General features: G+C 72.1%; 15 protein-coding genes. 4 read left to right on the top strand and 11 right to left on the bottom strand.

The window, feature by feature from the left end:
* Positions 1-252: 252 nt before the first annotated feature.
* Positions 253-1,209: a D-alanine--D-alanine ligase family protein gene (locus tag ACTEI_RS36565; protein ID WP_372443213.1), complete on the bottom strand. Its 957-nt coding sequence runs from the start codon at positions 1,207-1,209 to the stop codon at positions 253-255.
* A gap of 8 nt (positions 1,210-1,217) precedes the next feature.
* A complete protein-coding gene (locus ACTEI_RS36560; RefSeq protein WP_122981814.1) occupies positions 1,218-2,528 on the bottom strand; it encodes an aminotransferase-like domain-containing protein in 1,311 nt (436 codons plus the stop codon).
* 199 nt (positions 2,529-2,727) lie between these two features.
* Here ACTEI_RS36560 and ACTEI_RS36555 point away from each other — a divergent pair, with 199 nt between their 5' ends.
* Positions 2,728-3,378: a GNAT family N-acetyltransferase gene (locus ACTEI_RS36555; RefSeq protein WP_122981813.1), complete on the top strand. Its 651-nt coding sequence runs from the start codon at positions 2,728-2,730 to the stop codon at positions 3,376-3,378.
* A gap of 268 nt (positions 3,379-3,646) precedes the next feature.
* Here ACTEI_RS36555 and ACTEI_RS36550 read toward each other — a convergent pair whose 3' ends face one another.
* From ACTEI_RS36550 to ACTEI_RS36515, 8 genes are all read right to left on the bottom strand, one after another.
* On the bottom strand, positions 3,647-4,798 hold the full coding sequence (locus ACTEI_RS36550) for an N-acetylmuramoyl-L-alanine amidase (protein WP_122981812.1): 1,152 nt from the start codon (positions 4,796-4,798) through the stop codon (positions 3,647-3,649).
* A 103-nt stretch (positions 4,799-4,901) separates the two neighbouring features.
* Entirely contained in the window at positions 4,902-5,225 is a 324-nt protein-coding gene (trxA, locus tag ACTEI_RS36545) for a thioredoxin (protein WP_122981811.1), read from the bottom strand.
* 15 nt (positions 5,226-5,240) lie between these two features.
* A complete protein-coding gene (gene trxB, locus ACTEI_RS36540; RefSeq protein WP_122981810.1) occupies positions 5,241-6,200 on the bottom strand; it encodes a thioredoxin-disulfide reductase in 960 nt (319 codons plus the stop codon).
* A 127-nt stretch (positions 6,201-6,327) separates the two neighbouring features.
* Positions 6,328-7,179 carry a hypothetical protein gene (locus ACTEI_RS36535; protein WP_122981809.1) on the bottom strand — a complete coding sequence of 284 codons (852 nt, stop codon included), beginning with the start codon at positions 7,177-7,179 and terminating at the stop codon, positions 6,328-6,330.
* Positions 7,176-7,901, bottom strand: a complete 726-nt coding sequence (gene sigM / locus ACTEI_RS36530; RefSeq protein WP_372443216.1) for an RNA polymerase sigma factor SigM — start codon at positions 7,899-7,901, stop codon at positions 7,176-7,178. Before sigM ends, ACTEI_RS36535 begins: the two co-directional genes overlap by 4 nt.
* Before the next feature lie 88 nt (positions 7,902-7,989).
* Complete coding sequence (locus ACTEI_RS36525) at positions 7,990-9,540, bottom strand: protein kinase family protein (RefSeq protein ID WP_122981808.1); 1,551 nt, start codon at positions 9,538-9,540, stop codon at positions 7,990-7,992.
* A gap of 198 nt (positions 9,541-9,738) precedes the next feature.
* On the bottom strand, positions 9,739-11,505 hold the full coding sequence (murJ, locus tag ACTEI_RS36520) for a murein biosynthesis integral membrane protein MurJ (protein ID WP_122981807.1): 1,767 nt from the start codon (positions 11,503-11,505) through the stop codon (positions 9,739-9,741).
* A gap of 49 nt (positions 11,506-11,554) precedes the next feature.
* Entirely contained in the window at positions 11,555-12,433 is an 879-nt protein-coding gene (locus ACTEI_RS36515) for a hypothetical protein (protein ID WP_239082207.1), read from the bottom strand.
* Positions 12,434-12,532: 99 nt separating this feature from the next.
* On the opposite strand from ACTEI_RS36515, the gene ACTEI_RS36510 reads away from it, so the two are divergent.
* The 3 genes from ACTEI_RS36510 to ACTEI_RS36500 all read left to right on the top strand — a co-directional run bounded on the left by ACTEI_RS36510 (position 12,533) and on the right by ACTEI_RS36500 (position 15,937).
* Positions 12,533-13,963 (top strand): CCA tRNA nucleotidyltransferase, encoded by a 1,431-nt coding sequence (locus ACTEI_RS36510; protein ID WP_122981805.1) that lies wholly within the window; start codon positions 12,533-12,535, stop codon positions 13,961-13,963.
* A 134-nt stretch (positions 13,964-14,097) separates the two neighbouring features.
* Positions 14,098-14,556: a methylated-DNA--[protein]-cysteine S-methyltransferase gene (locus ACTEI_RS36505; RefSeq protein WP_122981804.1), complete on the top strand. Its 459-nt coding sequence runs from the start codon at positions 14,098-14,100 to the stop codon at positions 14,554-14,556.
* A gap of 94 nt (positions 14,557-14,650) precedes the next feature.
* A complete protein-coding gene (locus tag ACTEI_RS36500) occupies positions 14,651-15,937 on the top strand; it encodes an acyltransferase family protein (protein ID WP_187645871.1) in 1,287 nt (428 codons plus the stop codon).
* Positions 15,938-16,008: 71 nt separating this feature from the next.
* Here the strand turns inward: ACTEI_RS36500 and ACTEI_RS36495 are convergent, their stop codons facing one another.
* On the bottom strand, positions 16,009-17,088 hold the full coding sequence (locus ACTEI_RS36495; RefSeq protein WP_122982638.1) for an inositol-3-phosphate synthase: 1,080 nt from the start codon (positions 17,086-17,088) through the stop codon (positions 16,009-16,011).
* Between the last annotated feature and the right edge of the window lie 6 nt (positions 17,089-17,094).

Below are 17,094 nucleotides of genomic sequence, written 5' to 3'. Positions count from 1 at the left end.
GGGATTCCTCTCCCGCGGCGCCACCGGCCGAACGGCAGCGGCAGCTTCAGCGCGATGATCCGAAACCGGCGCGCCGAAGCCACCGAAGCACAAGGATCTCCGTTTCACGTGAAACGGGCCGGCTCCAGCGAACGCAGCCGACCGTTCCAGGAATCCCCGGCGGCATGACAGCTCCGTCATCAGCGCACGCGAACGCCCGCCTCACCGACCACCCATAGCCGGACCGGACCGCCCGCTCCACCAGCGCGGGCCCTAGCCCCGCCCGGTCGCCCGCTCCACCAACGCCCCCAGGACCGCCCCGAGATCCACCCCCGCCGCCTGCACCGCCAGCGGCAGCAGCGACGTCTCCGTCATCCCCGGCGAGACGCTGCACTCCAGCACGAACGGTTCCCCGTCCTCCGAGACGATCACGTCGATCCGGGACAGGTCCCGCAATCCGAGCGCCTGGTACGCCGCCAGCGCGGTCGACGACACCCGCTCGGCCACCGCCGGTGCGAGGCGGGCCGGCACGTGCCAGGTGGTCAGGCCGGCGGTGTACCGGGCGGCGTAGTCGTACACCCCGTCCCGGGGGACGATCTCGACGATCGGGAGGGTCTCCGGGCCGGTGCCCAGGTCGATGATCGACACGGCCACGCTGGTGCCGGGGATGTACCGCTCGACGAGCGCGGTCGAGTCGTACGCGAAGCAACCGACCATCGCGGCCGGCAGCGCCGCCGCGTCCTGGACCGCAGCGGCGCCCAGACCGGATCCGCCCTGGGCCGGCTTGACCATCAACGGCAGGCCGAGCCGATCCACGATCCGGTCCAGCACCGCCACCGCGCCCAGCTCGGAGAACCGGTCGTGGGGCAGCGCGACCCAGTCCGGCGTCGGAATGCCCTCCTCGCGCAGCCGGGCCTTGGCGGACGGCTTGTCCCAGGCGATCCGCGCGGTGCGGGCGTCGGCCCCGACGTACGGCACGCCGCACAGGTCGAGCACCCCGCGCAGCGAGCCGTCCTCGCCGGTCGCCCCGTGCAGGGCGATCACCACCGCGTCCGGCGGGTCGGCCTGCAACGCGGGCAGCAGCGAGACGTCGGCGTCGTGCAGCTCGGCGGTCATGCCGGTGGACCGGAGGGCGTCGACGATCCGGCGACCGGATCGGAGCGAGACGTCCCGCTCGTACGACAGACCGCCCGCCAACACCAGCACCCGCAACTCGTCCCGCGTACCCATAGGGGTGATCATGCCAAGTCCGGGCCTGGGGTGTCGGCGGTGGCCGGACCCCGGCGGCGGTGGGACGAGATGGTGGCGGAGCCACCGAAGACGGCTCGCATGGCGAGATCCTGCTCCATCACCCCGGACAGCCGGCGCACACCCTCGCGCAGCCGCTCCGGTGCCGAGAACGAGAAGTTCAGGCGCATGTTGCTCCGGCCGGTGCCGTCGGCGTAGAAGCCGGTTCCGGGGACGTAGGCGACCCGGGCCGCGATTGCCCGCGGCATCATCGCCTTCGAGTCCAGGCCCTCCGGCAGGGTGGCCCAGACGAACAGGCCGCCGGTCGGGCGGGTCCAGGTGGTGCCGGTCGGCATCAGGTCGTCGAGGGCGTCCAGCAGCGCGTCCCGGCGCTCCCGGTAGACCTCCCGGTACACCTTGATCTGCTCGCGCCACGGCATGGTGGACAGGTACTGGGTGACCGCGCCCTGGGCGAACGCGCTCGGGCACAGGATGTTCGCCTCGCTGGCCATCACCAGTTTCTCCCGCACCGCGTGCGGCGCCAGGATCCAGCCGACCCGCAGGCCGGGCGCGAAGGTCTTGGAGAAGGTGCTGCAGTAGAACACGCCGTCCCGGCGCCGGGCGCGCAGCGGCAGCGGGGCGTCGCCCTCGAAGGACAACATCCCGTACGGGTCATCCTCCACCACGAGCAGCCCGGCCCGCTCGCAGATGTCCAGCACCCGCTCGCGCCGCTCCTCGGAGAGGGTCACGCCGGCCGGGTTCTGGAAGGTCGGGATGATGTAGAGGAACTTGGCCCGCCGCCCGCTACGCGCGGTCTCGGCGATGGCTGCCTCCAGTGCCTCCGGGATCAGCCCGTCGTCGTCCATGGCGACGTGGTGTACCTGTGCCTGGGCGGCCTGGAAGACGCCGAGTGCGCCGACGTAGGTCGGCCCCTCGGCGAGCACCACGTCGCCCGGGTCCAGGAACAGCCGGGCCAGCAGATCCAGGGCCTGCTGGCCGCCCACCGTGACGACCACGTCGTCCGGCGAGGCGTTGCGGATGCCGGAGAGGGCCATCACCTCGCAGATGCGCTCGCGCAGCTCGATGGTGCCCTGGCCGATGCCGTACTGCAGGCTGGTGGCGCCGTGGTCGGCGGCGAGCCGGTTCAGCATCTCGCCGACCGCGTCCAGCGGGAGGGCGGCGATGTACGGCGAACCGCCGGCCAGGGAAACCACCTCCGGGCGGCTGGCGACGGCGAACAGGGCGCGGATCTCGGACGTGGTCATCCCGCGGACCCGGCGCGCGTACCGGTCGGTGTAATCGTCCTGAGTGGTACCGGTCATTCGGCTCTCACCTCGATCTCAAGCGACGAAACTCCGGACAGCCTAATCGGCGGAAGCGCCGATGAACCCTGTCCGTCCGGGTCGCCTCTTGTCCGACCTGCTCCCGTTCAGGAGGGTTGAGACGTACGATTTGCCAGGGCGCGGACAAGCGACCGTGCTCCCTCACCGGTCCGCCCGAGTCCAGCGCAGGGGGTTCGCCATGTCGCGACGCCTGGTCAATCTCACCCTCGACACCCTGGAGGACCTGCCCCGGTCCTGCCGGCAGTGTGTGTACTGGGAACTTGATCCGGTGTCCGCCGAGCGGGCCTGCGCGACCGGTGACCCGGGGTTGGAGAAGGAGGCCTGGGTGTCCCAGACCCTCCTGGAGTGGGGTTCCTGCGGCAAGCTGGCCTACGTGGACGGCGTGCCGGCCGGCTTCGTGATGTTCGCCCCACCCGCCTACGTTCCGCGCTCGATGGCCTTTCCCACCTCCCCGGTCAGCGCTGACGCCGCGCTGCTGACCACGGCTCACGTGGTGCCCGCGTTCACCGGCGGCGGCCTGGGCCGGATGCTGGTGCAGGGAGTGGCCCGCGACCTCACCAAGCGCGGGATCAAGGCGATCGAGGCGTTCGGCGACGCGAAACCGGACGAGGAGGCCGACGGCGCCTGCATCGCCCCGGTGGACTTCTTCCTGTCGGTCGGCTTCAAGACGGTCCGGCCGCACCCGCGTTACCCGCGGCTGCGACTCGAACTGCGGACCGCGCTGTCCTGGAAGTCGGATGTGGAGTATGCGCTGGAGAAACTCCTCGGCTCGATGAGCCCGGAGAAACTGCTCCGCCCGATGCCGGCGACCAGCTCGGCCGAGAACTAGGACCGCGCGGCTCAGGGCCGCCCCGGCCATGCCGGGCCGCGTCCCTCGCGGTCCGTCCTTTCCCGGTACGCCCCGGTGGCCCCGTCCGCAGGCCACCGGCCCAGCCCCGGGCCGATCCCGCGCGGCGCCGCCGCGGCGCAGGGTCGCGGCCGCGCCCCGCGGCACCCGCGGCCGCGCCCCGCAGCGCCCCGTGGTCGCGGCCCGCAGTGCCCGGCGGTCGTGCCCCGCAGTGCCGCGCGGTCGCGGCCCCGCGGTCGCGCGAAGTGCGCTATGCCCGGTCGGCCAGGGCCAGCCGCAGCTGGCGCACGTCGATCGACCCGGTCGGGACGTCCCGCTCCACCGGGAAGTACATCCGCTGCACCGCGGCCAGGATCGCCTCCACGATCTGCTCCCGGAACATCGGGTTGACCAGCCGCTCCCGGTCGGCCGGCGAGGTCAGGTACCCCAGGTCGACCCGGACCGCCGGCATCCGGGTGAGGCGCAGCAGATCCCAGGTCTTGGCATGGGTGCGGCAGTCGTGCATGCCGGTCCGCACCACGATCTCCCGCTGCACCAGAGCCGCCAGCCGCTCGCCGACCGTGCTGCTGAGCCCGTTGCCGGTGCCGTAGTGGTAGGTCGCCACGCCCTCGGCCGCCGCCGAGGGGTACCCGTCCAGGTGCAGCGAGATGAGCAGGTCGGCGCCGAGGCTGTTGGCCAGCGCGGCCCGCTCGGCGCCACTCATCGGCTCGGCCGGCGCCGGGCCGCGGGTCAGGTGCACCCGCATACCGGCCGCGGCCAGCCGCCCCTCCAGCCGGGCCGCCAGGTCGAAAACCAGGTCCGCCTCGGTCCAGCGCAGCGGCCCGTCCGGCACCACCACGCCGGCGTCGTCGCCACCGCCGTGACCGGGATCGATCACAATGGTCTTGCCGACCAGGTTCGGCCCGGACTGCCGGAACGCCTCCGCCTCACGCAGCCACTGCGGCCGGCCACCGACCACCTTGCGGCCCAGCCGGCGCAGCGCCTTCATGGTCTGCGGGCCGCACGAGCCGTCCGGAGCCAGACCCACCTCACGCTGGAACTGGGCGACGGCACGGGCGGTGCGGGCGCCGTAGACGGAGTCCGGCCGGCCGGTGTCGTAGCCCATCTCCAGCAGGCGTTCCTGCAGGGCGCGGACGTCCTCGCCGGCGAGCGCGTCGGGGACCGAGTGGAACAGGGTGCGTGCGCCCAGCCGCCAGCGGGCGCCGTCGAGCGCGCGCCACGTCTCGTCGCCGACCATGCCGTCGACGCCCAGGCCGCGGCTCTGCTGGAAGGCACGGACCGCGTTCGCCACGGCCTCGTCGAAGAGGTCCGGCTCGCGGTCGGCGAGCATCTCCAGGCCGACCAGGATCGACCGGATCTCAGAAACGGCAGGGCCGGTGTCTCCGCGTCGGATGGACCGCACTCACGACTCCCTAGGGGCGAGAAGGGGACGACCTTCCGGAGCGTACTCCGGCGGACAAACAGAGCCCCGCGTCCCAGTGCGGACGCGGGGCATCAGAGAACGATCAGAGTGCTGACTCGATGAAGTTGACCAGGAAGCTCTTGGGCTTGGCGCCGGCCACCGAGTTCACCCGTTCGCCGCCCTTGAAGATGGTCAGCGTCGGCACGGACATGACCTGGTACGCCATCGCGGTCTGCGGGTTCTCGTCGATGTTGACCTTGACGATTTCCACCTTGTCACCCATCTCGGCCGCGATCTCGGCCAGCAGCGGGTCGACCTTCTTGCACGGCACGCACCACTCGGCCCAGAAATCCACCAGCACGGGCTTGTCGGAACGCAGCACGTCACTGGCGAAGGTGGCGTCGGTGACCACCTTGGTTGCTCCCACGAGGACCTCCCGGTCTTACAGCTCTACGAATGAAGCGATGAAGCGCTCGGCGTCCAGCGCCGCGGCACAGCCGGTGCCGGAGGCGGTGATGGCCTGCCGGTACGTGTGGTCGACCAGGTCTCCCGCGGCGAACACGCCGGGGACGTTGGTCCGGGTGCTGGGGTGCTGAACCTTGACGTAGCCCTCGTCGTCCAGCTCGATCTGGCCCTTGAACAGCTCGCTGCGCGGGTCGTGGCCGATCGCCACGAACACACCGGTGACGTCCAGCACCTTGGTGTCGCCGGTCTGCACGTTCTTGAGCCGGACGCCGACGACCTTGCCGTCGGAGCCGAGGATCTCCTCGACCACGGAGTTCCACTCGACCTTGATCTTCTCGTTGTCGAGCGCCCGCTTCTGCATGACCTTGCTGGCCCGGAACGTGTCCCGGCGGTGCACGATGGTCACGCTCTCGGCGAAGCGGGTGAGGAACGTGGCCTCCTCCATCGCCGAGTCGCCGCCGCCGACCACCACGATGTGCTGGCCGCGGAAGAAGAACCCGTCACAGGTGGCACAGGACGAGACGCCGTGGCCGAGCAGCTCCTGCTCGCCGGGCACACCGATCGGGCGCCACGCGGAGCCGGTCGCCAGGATCACGGCGCGGGCGAAGAATTGCTGGTCGCCGACCCACACGGTCTTGAGGCCCTCGGTGCCGGCCTCGGTCGGCTTGTCGGTCAGCTCGACGCGGCTGACGTCGTCGGTGATGAACTCGGCGCCGAACTTCTCGGCCTGCGCGCGCATGTTGTCCATGAGCTCCGGGCCCATGATCCCGTCGCGGTGGCCGGGGAAGTTCTCCACCTCGGTGGTGGTCATCAGCGCGCCGCCGGACTGGACACCCTCGATCACCAGCGGCTTGAGGTTGGCCCGGGCGGCATACAGCGCGGCCGTGTATCCGGACGGTCCGGAACCGATGATGATCAGATTGCGGACCTCGTCCACTGCCGACTCCTCAGGTCTGTGGGCCACGCCGGTTGAGCACGGCGACGTCGCTCGCTAGAACGCCATGCTAGGCATTCACCATTCCCCCCGGTCCGGCTCGTGTCCGACCTCACGCGAGGGGCGGCGTTCAGCGTACCGGGACGGAGCCGAGCGTGTCCGCGCCGCCACCGGGCAATCCACAGTCCGTGCCACTGGCCCAGATCCACTGCCCGTTCGCCGCGGTGAACTGCACCACCAGCGCCGGCTGACCGTCGAACCGGGCGTAGTCCACCGACTCGGCGCTGATCGCGCCACCGCCGTTCTGCCGGGCGATGGCGGTCAGGCAGTCCAGCAGGGCGTCCGGCAGCCGCAGCCGGGCCAGAGCGCTCTCCGGCTCCCGGGCGCTGCTGATGTCGTCGGGCGCGCTCAGCGGCGCCTCCGGCCCGCCCTTGCGGCTCTGCCCCAGCGTGCCGAGCGAGTAGTCGGTGCCGGTGTTCAGCGTCGTCGCCGGGGTGGCGGCCACCATCACACCGCCCATCGCGGGCACCGCCTCGGGCGCCGAGCCGCTGTCCTCGCTCGCCGTCTGCGGCCGGGCGAGGGTGTACCCCAGCAGGGCCACCGCGCCCGCGGCGATGCCGATCGGCGCGGTGAAGCGCAACCACCGGTGGTTGCCGCGGGTACGGCGGCGCCCGGCGAGATCCTGGACCGTTCCGGGTACGGCGTCCGTCGCCGGCCGTGCCGGGTCCGGCGCCCCGGCCGCGGCGAACGCGGCGTCCAGCCGCGCCGCGACGTCCTCCGGCATCGTCTCCGCCGGCAGCTCGCCGAGCAGCGCGCCGACCGCCGCCATCTGCGGGGCGAGCACCGAGTACGCCTCCTGCCAGGCCGGGTCGGCGGCGATCAGCGCGGCCACCCGCTCGGCCTCGGGCGTGCCGTCCAGGGCGCCGCCGGCATAGTCGGCCAGCAGGTCGATGTCGACCCCGTGGAACTCGGCGCCCGTCACCGTTGGTCCCTCCGTTCACGCCCGGTCGGCAGCGGCGTCACCGCGTCCGACCTGGATGGGACGTTCCGGCGGCCGGTCCGGTTCCCGTCGTGCGGAGGGTCACCCGGGGCGGGCGCCGCGCCGCGTACGTCATGCAGGGCCAGCGCCATCCGGGCCCGGCCGCGTGCGCACCGGCTCTTCACCGTGCCCTCGGCGATCCCGAGCATCTCGGCCGCCTCGGCCACGCCGTACCCCTGCACGTCGACCAGCACGATCGCGGCCCGCTGGTCGACCGGCAGGGCGGCCAGCGCCGCGCGGACCAGCAGCACGGTGTCGTGGTCCGGGGCGGGCGCGGCCGGCTCCGGAGCGGCCGGGCGCCCGGCGGTCCGGTCGCCGTCCGGCAGCGGGACGGTGGGGTGCGCCTGCCGCCGCCGGATCCGGTCCAGGCACGCGTTCACCACGATCCGGTGCAGCCAGGTGGTGACGGCCGAGTCGCCGCGGAACCGGGCCGCCGCGCGATGGGCGGACAGCAGCGCGTCCTGCACCGCGTCGGCGGCCTCCTCGCGGTCGCCGATGGTGCGCAGCGCGACCGCCCACAGCCGGTCGCGGTGCCGGCGGACCAGCTCGCCGAACGCCTCCGGGTCACCCGCCACGTGCGCGCGCACCAGTTCCGCGTCGCTCGGCGCGGTGTCGCCCGGGCCGGTCCCGCCGGGCGGTGCGTCCCGGGAAGCCACGCCAGCAATGTATGCCATCGGATCGGTGCCGCGGGATCCCATCGGGTTACCGGGCAGAGGCGGTTCCCCGCCCCCCTCGTCGCCGGTCATGCGCGGCTCAGTAGCCGTACAGCTCGATCTCGTTGACGTTGACCTTGTAGCCCGGGCCGTCCTCGTTCTTCGGCAGCTTGGTGAGGAAGACCAGCACGTACTGGTACTTCTGGTCCGGGTCGAAGCCGGAGAGCGTCAGCTTGTTGCCCGGGATCGCCTCGGTGTCGGTGTCGCTGAGCTTCGTGTACTGCTTGACGATCTGCTTGTCGCCGTTCGACGTGTCACCCGGGTCGGTCTTGCCGGTGCGGATGTCGATGGCCGCGCCCGGGGTGGACACCTCGATGCGCACCTCGGCGAGCGTGCGCGGCTCGGGCAGGTGGATCAGGACGCCCATGCCGTCCTTGAGGTTGCCGAAGTCGGGCGAGTCGTACCGCGACATCTCCCAGGCGGTGTCCGAGTCGTCGTCGACGGTGTACTTCGCCTCGCCGGTGTCCTTGCGCTCGCCCCGCGGCGGGTCGACGATGCGCACCATGTCGGCGGTCAGCGGGATCTTGACCGGGTCGCTCTGCGGGGCGGCGGTGGAGTCGCCTCCGGCATCGGGTTCCGCGGCGGTGCCGGCGCCGGCGACCGTGGAGGCCGACGGGTCGGGCTTGCCCGAGCTGTTGATCGCCCGGATGCCGAAGATCAGGCCGATCGCCGCGATGACCACCAGCGCGCCGACCCCGAGCAGGATCTTGCGGGTGCTGCGGGCGGGCTCGGTGGAGCCGCCGCCGCCCTGCACGAACCGGAGCGGGCCGACGTCCTCGAACTCCTCGTCCTCGGCGGCCGCGTCCAGCCGGCCCAGCTCGGCGGTGAGCGCCTCGGCGGCCGGCGCGGCCACCCGCCGGTCCAGCAGGTCCATGGTCAGATCGTCGAGGTACGCCGGGATGCCGGCCCGAACCTGGCGCGGCGCGGCCGGGTTGCCGGAGCTGTCCCGGGTGGCGTCCGGCAGCGCGGAGCGGCCCACCTCGGCGTGCGGCCAGTGGCCGGTGAGCGCGAAGTACAGGATCCCGCCGACCGCCCGGACGTCGGCCTCGACGCTGTCCGCGGCGTCGGCGCGGGCGTCGGCCAGCACGACCCGGCCGTCGTCGCCGATCAGGGTGGTGCCCGGGTGCACGTTGCCGTGCACCATGCCGGTGGCGTGCACGGCGGTCAGGGCGTCGGCGACCGAGTGCGCGATCGCGATGGCCCGGGCCGGGTCCAGCGGGCCCTCCGCGCCGAGCAGGTCACGCAGCGACTCGCCGTCGACCCACTCGCGCACCACGTACGCCCGCTGCTGTTCGTCGATGGCGTCGTAGACGCCGACCAGATTGGGGTGGATCACCCGGCTCGCGGCGACCGCGGCCTGCAGCATCTCGGTGGCGGAGTCGCCGCCCGGATGCCGGAGCACCACCGCGACCGGCCGGCGCAGCACCACGTCGATCCCGCGCCACACCTGCCGGCCGGCGCTGTCGTTGTTGACGTGCTGCTCGAGCTGGTAGCGCTCGGCCAGGATCTCACCGACGGCGGGGGCACCGAAGGTCAAGACCGGTCCGGCCTCGTCGGCCGCGGTTTCGTGGCCTTCGCCGACCTGGGTCACCAGTCCTCCCTCGGTGGTGCATGTCTCGGTGCTCAGGACAGGGTGCTCCCGAGCACATGCCGACAACGACCATACCCGTACTGAGCCATGGTCCGGCAGGTCGTCCCCCGGCGCGGCACCGCCCCGGGCTGGTACGAACGGGTAGTTATCCGGGCAATCCGGTGGAAGTGTGCCTGTTCAGGGCAGCCCCGGGCAGAATCAGCGGCCGATCTTGCGGCGCACCATGCCGACCACCTGACTGACCTCCTGCACCCGCAGCAGGGTGGCGGCCACCAGATAACCGATCAGGATCACCGCGCCGGTCGGCACGAGCTGGACCAACGCCTCGATCCGGCCGGCCGGCTCGCCGTCGCCGGGCAGCAGGCGCAGCACCAGCAGACCGAGGGCGGCCGCGATGCCGGCGGCCACCGCGACCCGGATCAGCGAGGAGAGCACCGTGCCCAGGTTCAGCCGGCCGATCCGCCGGCGCAGCACGGTCAGCGAGATCAGCGCGGAGAGCAGGTACGAGATCGCGTTGCCCGCGGTCATGCCGGCCGCCAGCAGCGACTCCTTGAGCACCGCGGCGAGCGTGAAGTAGGCGCCGATCCGGACCGCGACCACCGCCACGTTGATCAGCGCGACGGTCTTGTTGCCCTGCAACGCGTAGAACGCGTAGGTGCACAGATAGCTGATCGAGAGCGGGATCACCGCGAACGCCGCCACGGCCAGCACCGTGCCGGTGGCCAGCGCGTTGGCGTTGGAGAACCGGCCGCCCTGGAACAGGAAGACCGCGATCGGGGCGCTCAGCACCGCGTAGACCACCACGATCGGGGCCAGCGCCGCCGAGGTGAGCTTGATGCCCCGGGTGAGATCCGCGCTGACCTCGCCGAACCGGCCCTCGGCGGCGGCCGCGCTCATCTTCGGCAGCAGCGCGGTCATCACCGACACGCCGACGATGCCGTGCGCCATCATGGTCAGCAGGAAGACGTAGTTGAAGGCCAGGATGCTCGCGCTGTCCGCGCTGCCGGTCACGTCGCTGAGGATCCGCACCACCAGGAACACGGCGAGCTGGTTGGCCCCGGCGTAGACCAGCATCCAGCCGGCCAGCTGACCGATCTCGCGCAGCCCCAGCGACCGCGGGTCCCAGCTCCACCGCCACCGGAAACCGACCTTGCGCAGCGCCGGGAGCAGGCCCAGCGCCTGGACCACGATGCCGAGCAGGGTGCCGCCGCCGATCAGCGCGACCTGCGCACCGGTGATGTTCTCCGGGGTCAGCTCCTTCTGCCCGCCGTAGCACAGGATGAAGACCCCGCAGGTGGCGATCACCACGATGTTGTTGAGGATCGGCGCCCACATCGGCGCGGCGAAGTGCCCGCGGACGTTGAGCACGGCGCCGGCCAGCCCGGACAGGCCGGTGAAGAAGATGATCGGCAGGATCAGGTACGCGAAATGGGTGACCAGTTCCCGGTACGCCGGGGTGCTGTCGCCGCCGGTCTGGATCGCGGTGATCGCCGAGGCCAGCGAGACCACCAGCACCGTCGCGACGCCGAGCGACACCACCGCGAAGGTCAGCAGCTTCTGGGTGAACGCCTGGCCGCCGTCCGGGTCGCTCTTGCGGCGGCGGACCAGCAGCGGGACCAGCACGCTGGAGAGGATGCCGCCGAGCAGCAGCTCGTAGATCTGGTTCGGCAGGAACTGCGCGCTGGTGTACGCGTCGCCCACGGTGGTGCCGACCGCCATGCCGATCAGCGCGGTGCGCACGAAGCCGATCACCCGGCTGACCATGCTGCCGATCGCCATGATCGCGCTCTGGCCGGCGGTGCTGCCGCCGCCGTCACGCCCGGACGGCGGGAGGTTCTCCGGTGGCAGCGCCTGATCGCCGGTGGCGGTGGCGGACTGCTGGTCGACGGAGACCACCGTGACGCCCTCTTCCGGGCGCGGGTTGCCGTCCGCCGCGTGCGTGCTGCGGTACAGGCCGCCGTTCACCCAAGCCTCCCGAGCCGTACCGATGTTGGAGCCACCATAGAAGAGAACGTCACACGTGGTGACGCAGGAGGGTGCCCGGTTCCGCCCCGGCCAGCGTCTCGACCATCCAGCACGCCTCCAGCGGCACCAGCGGCTCGCTCAGCGCGTCGAGAACGGTCGGATGGTCGCAGCCGGCCTCGGTCAGCGCGCCGAGCAGGTCCGGCACCGGGCCCAGGTCACCCGAGTCGGCGATCCGGCGGGCCAGCGGGCGGGTCCCGGCGTACCACTCCCGATGCGGCACGGCCTCCAGGTGCGCGGTGGCCCGGCGTACCAGATCGGCGAGCTCCTCGTGCGGGAACCGCTTGCCCGCGCGGACCTGGTCCACCGCCTGCGCCGGATCGCTCAGGGTGGCGATCGCGGCCTCGTCCAGCACCTGCGGCGACGGGGCCGGAGGCGCCGGCCACCAGCGGTCGTCGGCGAACAGCGGCAGCGGCGCCTGCTCCGGGCCGGACGGCGGGGGCGGCGGGACCTCGCGGCGCAACGACCGGTACGCCGCCTCGCGCACCCCGGCCACCGCCGGGACGTCGTCGTCGGCGGTCGCCGGGGCGAACGGCGACAGCAGCGCGACGACCAGCCCCGGGTGCGGCAGCGTCGGGTCGGCCAGGGCGATCACCCGGGCGCACGTCTCCAGCTCCCACCAGCGCAGCGCGGCCGGGAACGGCCCGAGCGCCGGCGCCCGGCCGAGCTGGACCGGTTCGCTGCTGGCCGGCCGGCGCAGGCCCAGCGTGCGCTCCCCGGAGGGCAGCTCGATCTCCAGCACCAGGGCATATCCGTCGAGCACCGGGAAGGACACCCGGAGCAGCTCGGGGAGGCAATCGGCGTCGCTGATCCCGCCGGTCCAGAACCCGGGATCCAGGCTCAGTCGGCGCAGCGCCTCGGGAACGGGCACGTCACCATCCTGCCCGGCGCCGTGGCCGGCTGCCACGGCGCGGTCCGCCCCGCCCCGCCCACCGCCCGCGGAGCGACAGCCCGATACCCTGGTCATCCCATGTCTGTGTTGAACAACGCCCAGCAGAACGCGGTCGCCGAGTTGCTCCGCGTGTCACCCGTCGCCGACGAGCTGGGGCGCCGCTTCGGCGCCGCCGGCCACGAGTTGCACCTGGTCGGCGGCTCGGTACGGGACGCGTTGCTCGGCCAACTCGGCGATGACCTGGACTTCTGTACCGATGCCCGGCCGGAGCAGACGCTCGCCGTGGTGAGTGGCTGGGCCGACGCGATCTGGGAGACCGGCCGCGAGTTCGGCACCATCGGCATCCAGAAGAACGGGCTGCGGATCGAGATCACCACGTTCCGGGCCGAGGCGTACGACGGGGTGACCCGCAACCCGGTGGTGTCCTACGGCACGTCGCTGCTGGAGGACCTGTCCCGGCGCGACTTCACGATCAACGCGATGGCGGTGTCGCTGCCCGGGCACGAGTTCACCGACCCGTTCGGAGGGCTGCGTGACCTGGCCGACCGGGTGATCCGGACGCCGTCGACGCCGCAGCTCTCGTTCGGCGACGATCCACTCCGGATGCTGCGCGCCGCCCGGTTCGCCGCGAAGCTGCGGTTCACTGTGGACGCCCCGGTGGTGGCCGCGATGCGCGAGATGGCCGCCGACCTGGACCGGATCACCGCGGAACGGATCCGCGACGAGTTCACCAAGCTGATCTGCGGCGCCGATCCGCTGGCCGGCCTGCGGCTGCTGGTCGACACCGGGCTGGCCGACCGCTTCCTGCCGGAGCTGTCCGGGCTGAAGCTGGAGATCGACGAGCACGCCCAGCACAAGGACGTCTACGAGCACACGCTGATCGTGGTGGCCAACGCGATGCGGCTGGAGGGTGACGAGGCGCCGGACTTCGTGCTGCGGATGGCCGCGCTGATGCACGACGTCGGCAAGCCGGCCACCAAGGCCGTGGGCCGCGACGGCCGGGTCAGCTTCCACCACCACGAGGTGGTCGGCGCCCGGCTGACCAAGCAGCGGATGAAGGCGCTGAAATACCCCAAGGACGTGATCAGCGACGTGGTCGGCCTGGTCGCCCTGCACCTGCGTTTCTACGGGTACGGCCGGGGCGAGTGGACCGACTCGGCGGTGCGCCGTTACGTCACCGACGCCGGCCCGCTGCTGTCCCGGCTGCACAAACTGACCCGCTCGGACGTCACCACCCGCAACCGGCGCAAGGCCGCCCAGCTCGCCGCCGACTACGACGCGCTGGAGGAGCGGATCTCCCGGATCGCGGCCGAGGAGGACCTCGCCAAGGTCCGCCCCGACCTGGACGGCAACGCGATCATGGAGCTGCTCGGCGTGCCGCCGGGCCCGATCGTCGGCCAGGCCTGGCGCTATCTGAAGGAACTGCGCCTCGACCGGGGGCCGCTGGATCGGGACGAGGCCGAGGCGGAGCTCTTCAAGTGGGCCCGCGACCAGGGCCACATCGCCTGACCGGCCCGCCCACGTGGCGCGACCCGGCCGCGGGCCCGGGCGGCGGCTCGGGTTCGGGAAGCGGCGGGCCCGGCGTCAGGAGGCGGCGGCGCGGCCGCGGCGAGAGTGTCGGACCCGCGCGGGACAATGGGCGGATGTTCGTCGTCGAGTCACCGATCGGGCCGCTCGGCGTCACCGTCGAGGGCGACGCCGTGGTCGGGGTGCGCTTCGGCGCGGCCGCCGGCCGCCGCGCCACCCATCCGGCCGCGGCGCAGCTGGCGGCCTACTTCGCCGGGGAGCTGACCGAGTTCACCGTGCCGGTGCGGATGCCCGGCGGGTCGGATTTCGAGCGGTCGGTGTGGGCCGAGATCGCCCGGATCCCGTACGGCGAGATGGTCACCTACGGCGCGATCGCGACCGCCCTGGGCGACCCGGGCGCCGCGCGTGCCGTCGGCACGGCCTGCAACCGCAACCCGGTGCCGGTGATCGTGCCCTGTCACCGGGTGGTCGGGGCGGGCGGCCGGATGGTCGGCTTCGGGGGCGGGCTGGAGCGCAAACGTCAGCTCCTGGAACTGGAGGCACGGGTGTCGCTGACCCGGGCCTGGGGCGCCTGAGCAGCGGTTCCCGGCAGCCGCCGCGGGTCCCGGCATCGTGCCATCGGCTCGTGCGGGCGCCGGCGGGTCGTGGGCAGCGACTATCCTCCGCCCGATGATCCCAGCTGCGGCGAACGAGACGCGAGAGACGTCCGTCCCTACGGACGGCACCCGGCCGACGGGCCCGGCGGCGCGGATGTCGCCGCCCGGGGGGCCGCGCCGGCCGGTCCGGCTCGCCGCGCTCGACGCGCTGCGGTTGATCGCCGCGCTCGCGGTGGCGTCCTACCACCTCACCGTCTCGTGGCGGATCGACGGGCACAACCCGCCGGCGTACTTCCTGCCGCACCTGTCGCACGTGAGCATCTACGGCTTCCTCGGCGTCGAGCTGTTCTTTCTGATCAGCGGATTCGTCATCGGCATGAGCAGCTGGAACCGCAGCCTCGGGGACTTCTTCACGTCCCGGGTCAGCCGGCTGTACCCGGCGTACTGGGTGTGCATCCTGATCACCGCGGCGGTGGTGACGCTGGTGCCGATCGCGGGTGGGCTGCCGGTGTCCGGCACGCCGGACCTGCGGGAGATCGCGGTGAACCTGACCATGCTGCAGGAGCCGCTCGGGGTCGCCTCGGTCGACACCGTGTACTGGACGTTGTTCGTGGAACTGCGGTTCTACCTGCTGTTCGCGGCGCTCGTCGCGCTGGGGCTGACGTACCGCCGGGTGGTGGTGTTCTGCGCGGTGTGGATGACGGTGGCGGTGATCGGCCCGACGCTCGGCAACCGGGTGGTCGAGGTGGTCGCGATCCCGCAGTACGCGCCGTACTTCATCGCCGGGGTGGCGGCGTTCCTGATCCACCGGTTCGGCAGGTCGCCGCTGCTGCTGGCGATCGTCGGGTTCGCCTGGCTGGTGAGCGTCCAGCGGGTGAGCGAGCGGGTGGCCGACGTCAACCCCGGTTTCCGGGTACCGATCTGGCCGGGCGTCCTGATCGTCACGCTGGCCTACGCGGCGGTGCTGGCGGTAGCGCTGGGCTGGACCGACCGGATCCGGTGGCGGTGGCTGACCACCGCGGGGGCGCTGACCTATCCGTTCTATCTGCTGCACCAGCGGATCGGGTACGCGTTCGTGCGGCGCGCGCACCAGGCGACCGGGCTGCCCGCCTGGGTGCTCGTGCTCAGCGCGATCGTGCTGATCCTCGGGCTGGCCTGGCTGGTGCACCGGCTGCTGGAGAAGCCCTTGGCGGCCCGGATGCGCGGCACGTTGCGGCGTGCCTTCGCGGAGCTGCGCACGGCCTCGCAGCGGGATGCCGCCGGGGCCGTACCGCCGCGGCGGGTCTCGGGCGCGACGCCGGAGCTCGTGGTGCCCCGGCAGCGGGATCGCCGTGGCGCGGACGTTCCGCTTCCGGACTGATCGGCGCCGGCGCGCCGGAACGCGGAGAGGCCGGTCCGAACGGACCGGCCTCTCCCCTCAGGTCACGCTGGTCAGCGCTCGACCTCGCCACGGATGAACGCCTCGACGGCCTGGTGGGCGTCGTGGTCGCTGTACTGCACCGGCGGGGACTTCATGAAGTAGGACGACGCCGACAGGATCGGGCCACCGATGCCGCGGTCCTTGGCGATCTTCGCGGCGCGCAGCGCGTCGATGATCACACCGGCCGAGTTCGGGGAGTCCCACACCTCCAGCTTGAGCTCGGCGTTCAGCGGGGTGTCACCGAACGAGCGGCCCTCCAGACGGATGTACGCCCACTTGCGGTCGTCGAGCCACGGCACGTGGTCGGACGGGCCGATGTGCACGTCGCTCTTGACCATCTCGTGCGGGATCTGGGAGGTCACCGACTGGGTCTTCGAGATCTTCTTGGAGACCAGACGGTTGCGCTCCAGCATGTTCATGAAGTCCATGTTGCCGCCGAAGTTGAGCTGGTACGTACGCAGCAGCTCGACACCGCGGTCCTCGAACAGCTTCGCCAGCGCGCGGTGCACGATCGTGGCGCCCACCTGGCTCTTGATGTCGTCGCCGACGATCGGCAGGCCGGCGTCGGTGAACTTCTGCGCCCAGACCGGGTCCGAGGCGATGAAGACCGGCAGGGCGTTCACGAACGCGCAACCGGCGTCGATCGCGGCCTGCGCGTAGAACTTGTCGGCCTCCTCGGAACCCACCGGGAGGTAGGAGACGACCACGTCGACCTGGGCGTCACGCAGCGCCTGCGCCACGTCGACGACCTCGGCCGAGGACTCCTCGATGATCTCCCGGTAGTACGTGCCCAGACCGTCGAAGGTCGGGCCGCGCTGCACGGTGACGCCGGTCGGCGGCACATCGGTCAGCTTGATGGTGTTGTTCTCGCTGGCGACGATCGCCTCGGCCAGATCCATGCCGACCTTCTTGGCGTCCACATCGAACGCCGCGACGAACTTCACGTCCGAGACGTGGTAGTCGCCGAAGGTCACGTGCATGAGACCCGGGACGCGGTCGTTGGGGTCGGCGTTCTTGTAGTACTCCACGCCCTGCACGAGGGACGAGGCGCAGTTACCCACACCGACGATGGCGACGCGGACGGAGCCCATCGCGTT

Origin of the sequence: Actinoplanes teichomyceticus ATCC 31121 (assembly GCF_003711105.1) — a bacterium.
GTDB classification, from domain to species: domain Bacteria; phylum Actinomycetota; class Actinomycetes; order Mycobacteriales; family Micromonosporaceae; genus Actinoplanes; species Actinoplanes teichomyceticus.
The sequence above is the reverse complement of the archived record's forward strand: the minus strand, read 5'-3'. Positions and strand labels throughout refer to the sequence as shown.

What these genes read in the sequence shown, in the direction of transcription:
- ACTEI_RS36565 (WP_372443213.1), bottom strand. Translation starts at nt 1,209, where the DNA reads ATGGGTACGCGGGACGAGTTGCGGGTGCTGGTGTTGGCGGGCGGTCTG.
- ACTEI_RS36560 (WP_122981814.1), bottom strand. Translation starts at nt 2,528, where the DNA reads ATGACCGGTACCACTCAGGACGATTACACCGACCGGTACGCGCGCCGG.
- ACTEI_RS36555 (WP_122981813.1), top strand. Translation starts at nt 2,728, where the DNA reads ATGTCGCGACGCCTGGTCAATCTCACCCTCGACACCCTGGAGGACCTG.
- ACTEI_RS36510 (WP_122981805.1), top strand. Translation starts at nt 12,533, where the DNA reads ATGTCTGTGTTGAACAACGCCCAGCAGAACGCGGTCGCCGAGTTGCTC.
- ACTEI_RS36505 (WP_122981804.1), top strand. Translation starts at nt 14,098, where the DNA reads ATGTTCGTCGTCGAGTCACCGATCGGGCCGCTCGGCGTCACCGTCGAG.
- ACTEI_RS36500 (WP_187645871.1), top strand. Translation starts at nt 14,651, where the DNA reads ATGATCCCAGCTGCGGCGAACGAGACGCGAGAGACGTCCGTCCCTACG.
- ACTEI_RS36495 (WP_122982638.1), bottom strand. Translation starts at nt 17,088, where the DNA reads ATGGGCTCCGTCCGCGTCGCCATCGTCGGTGTGGGTAACTGCGCCTCG.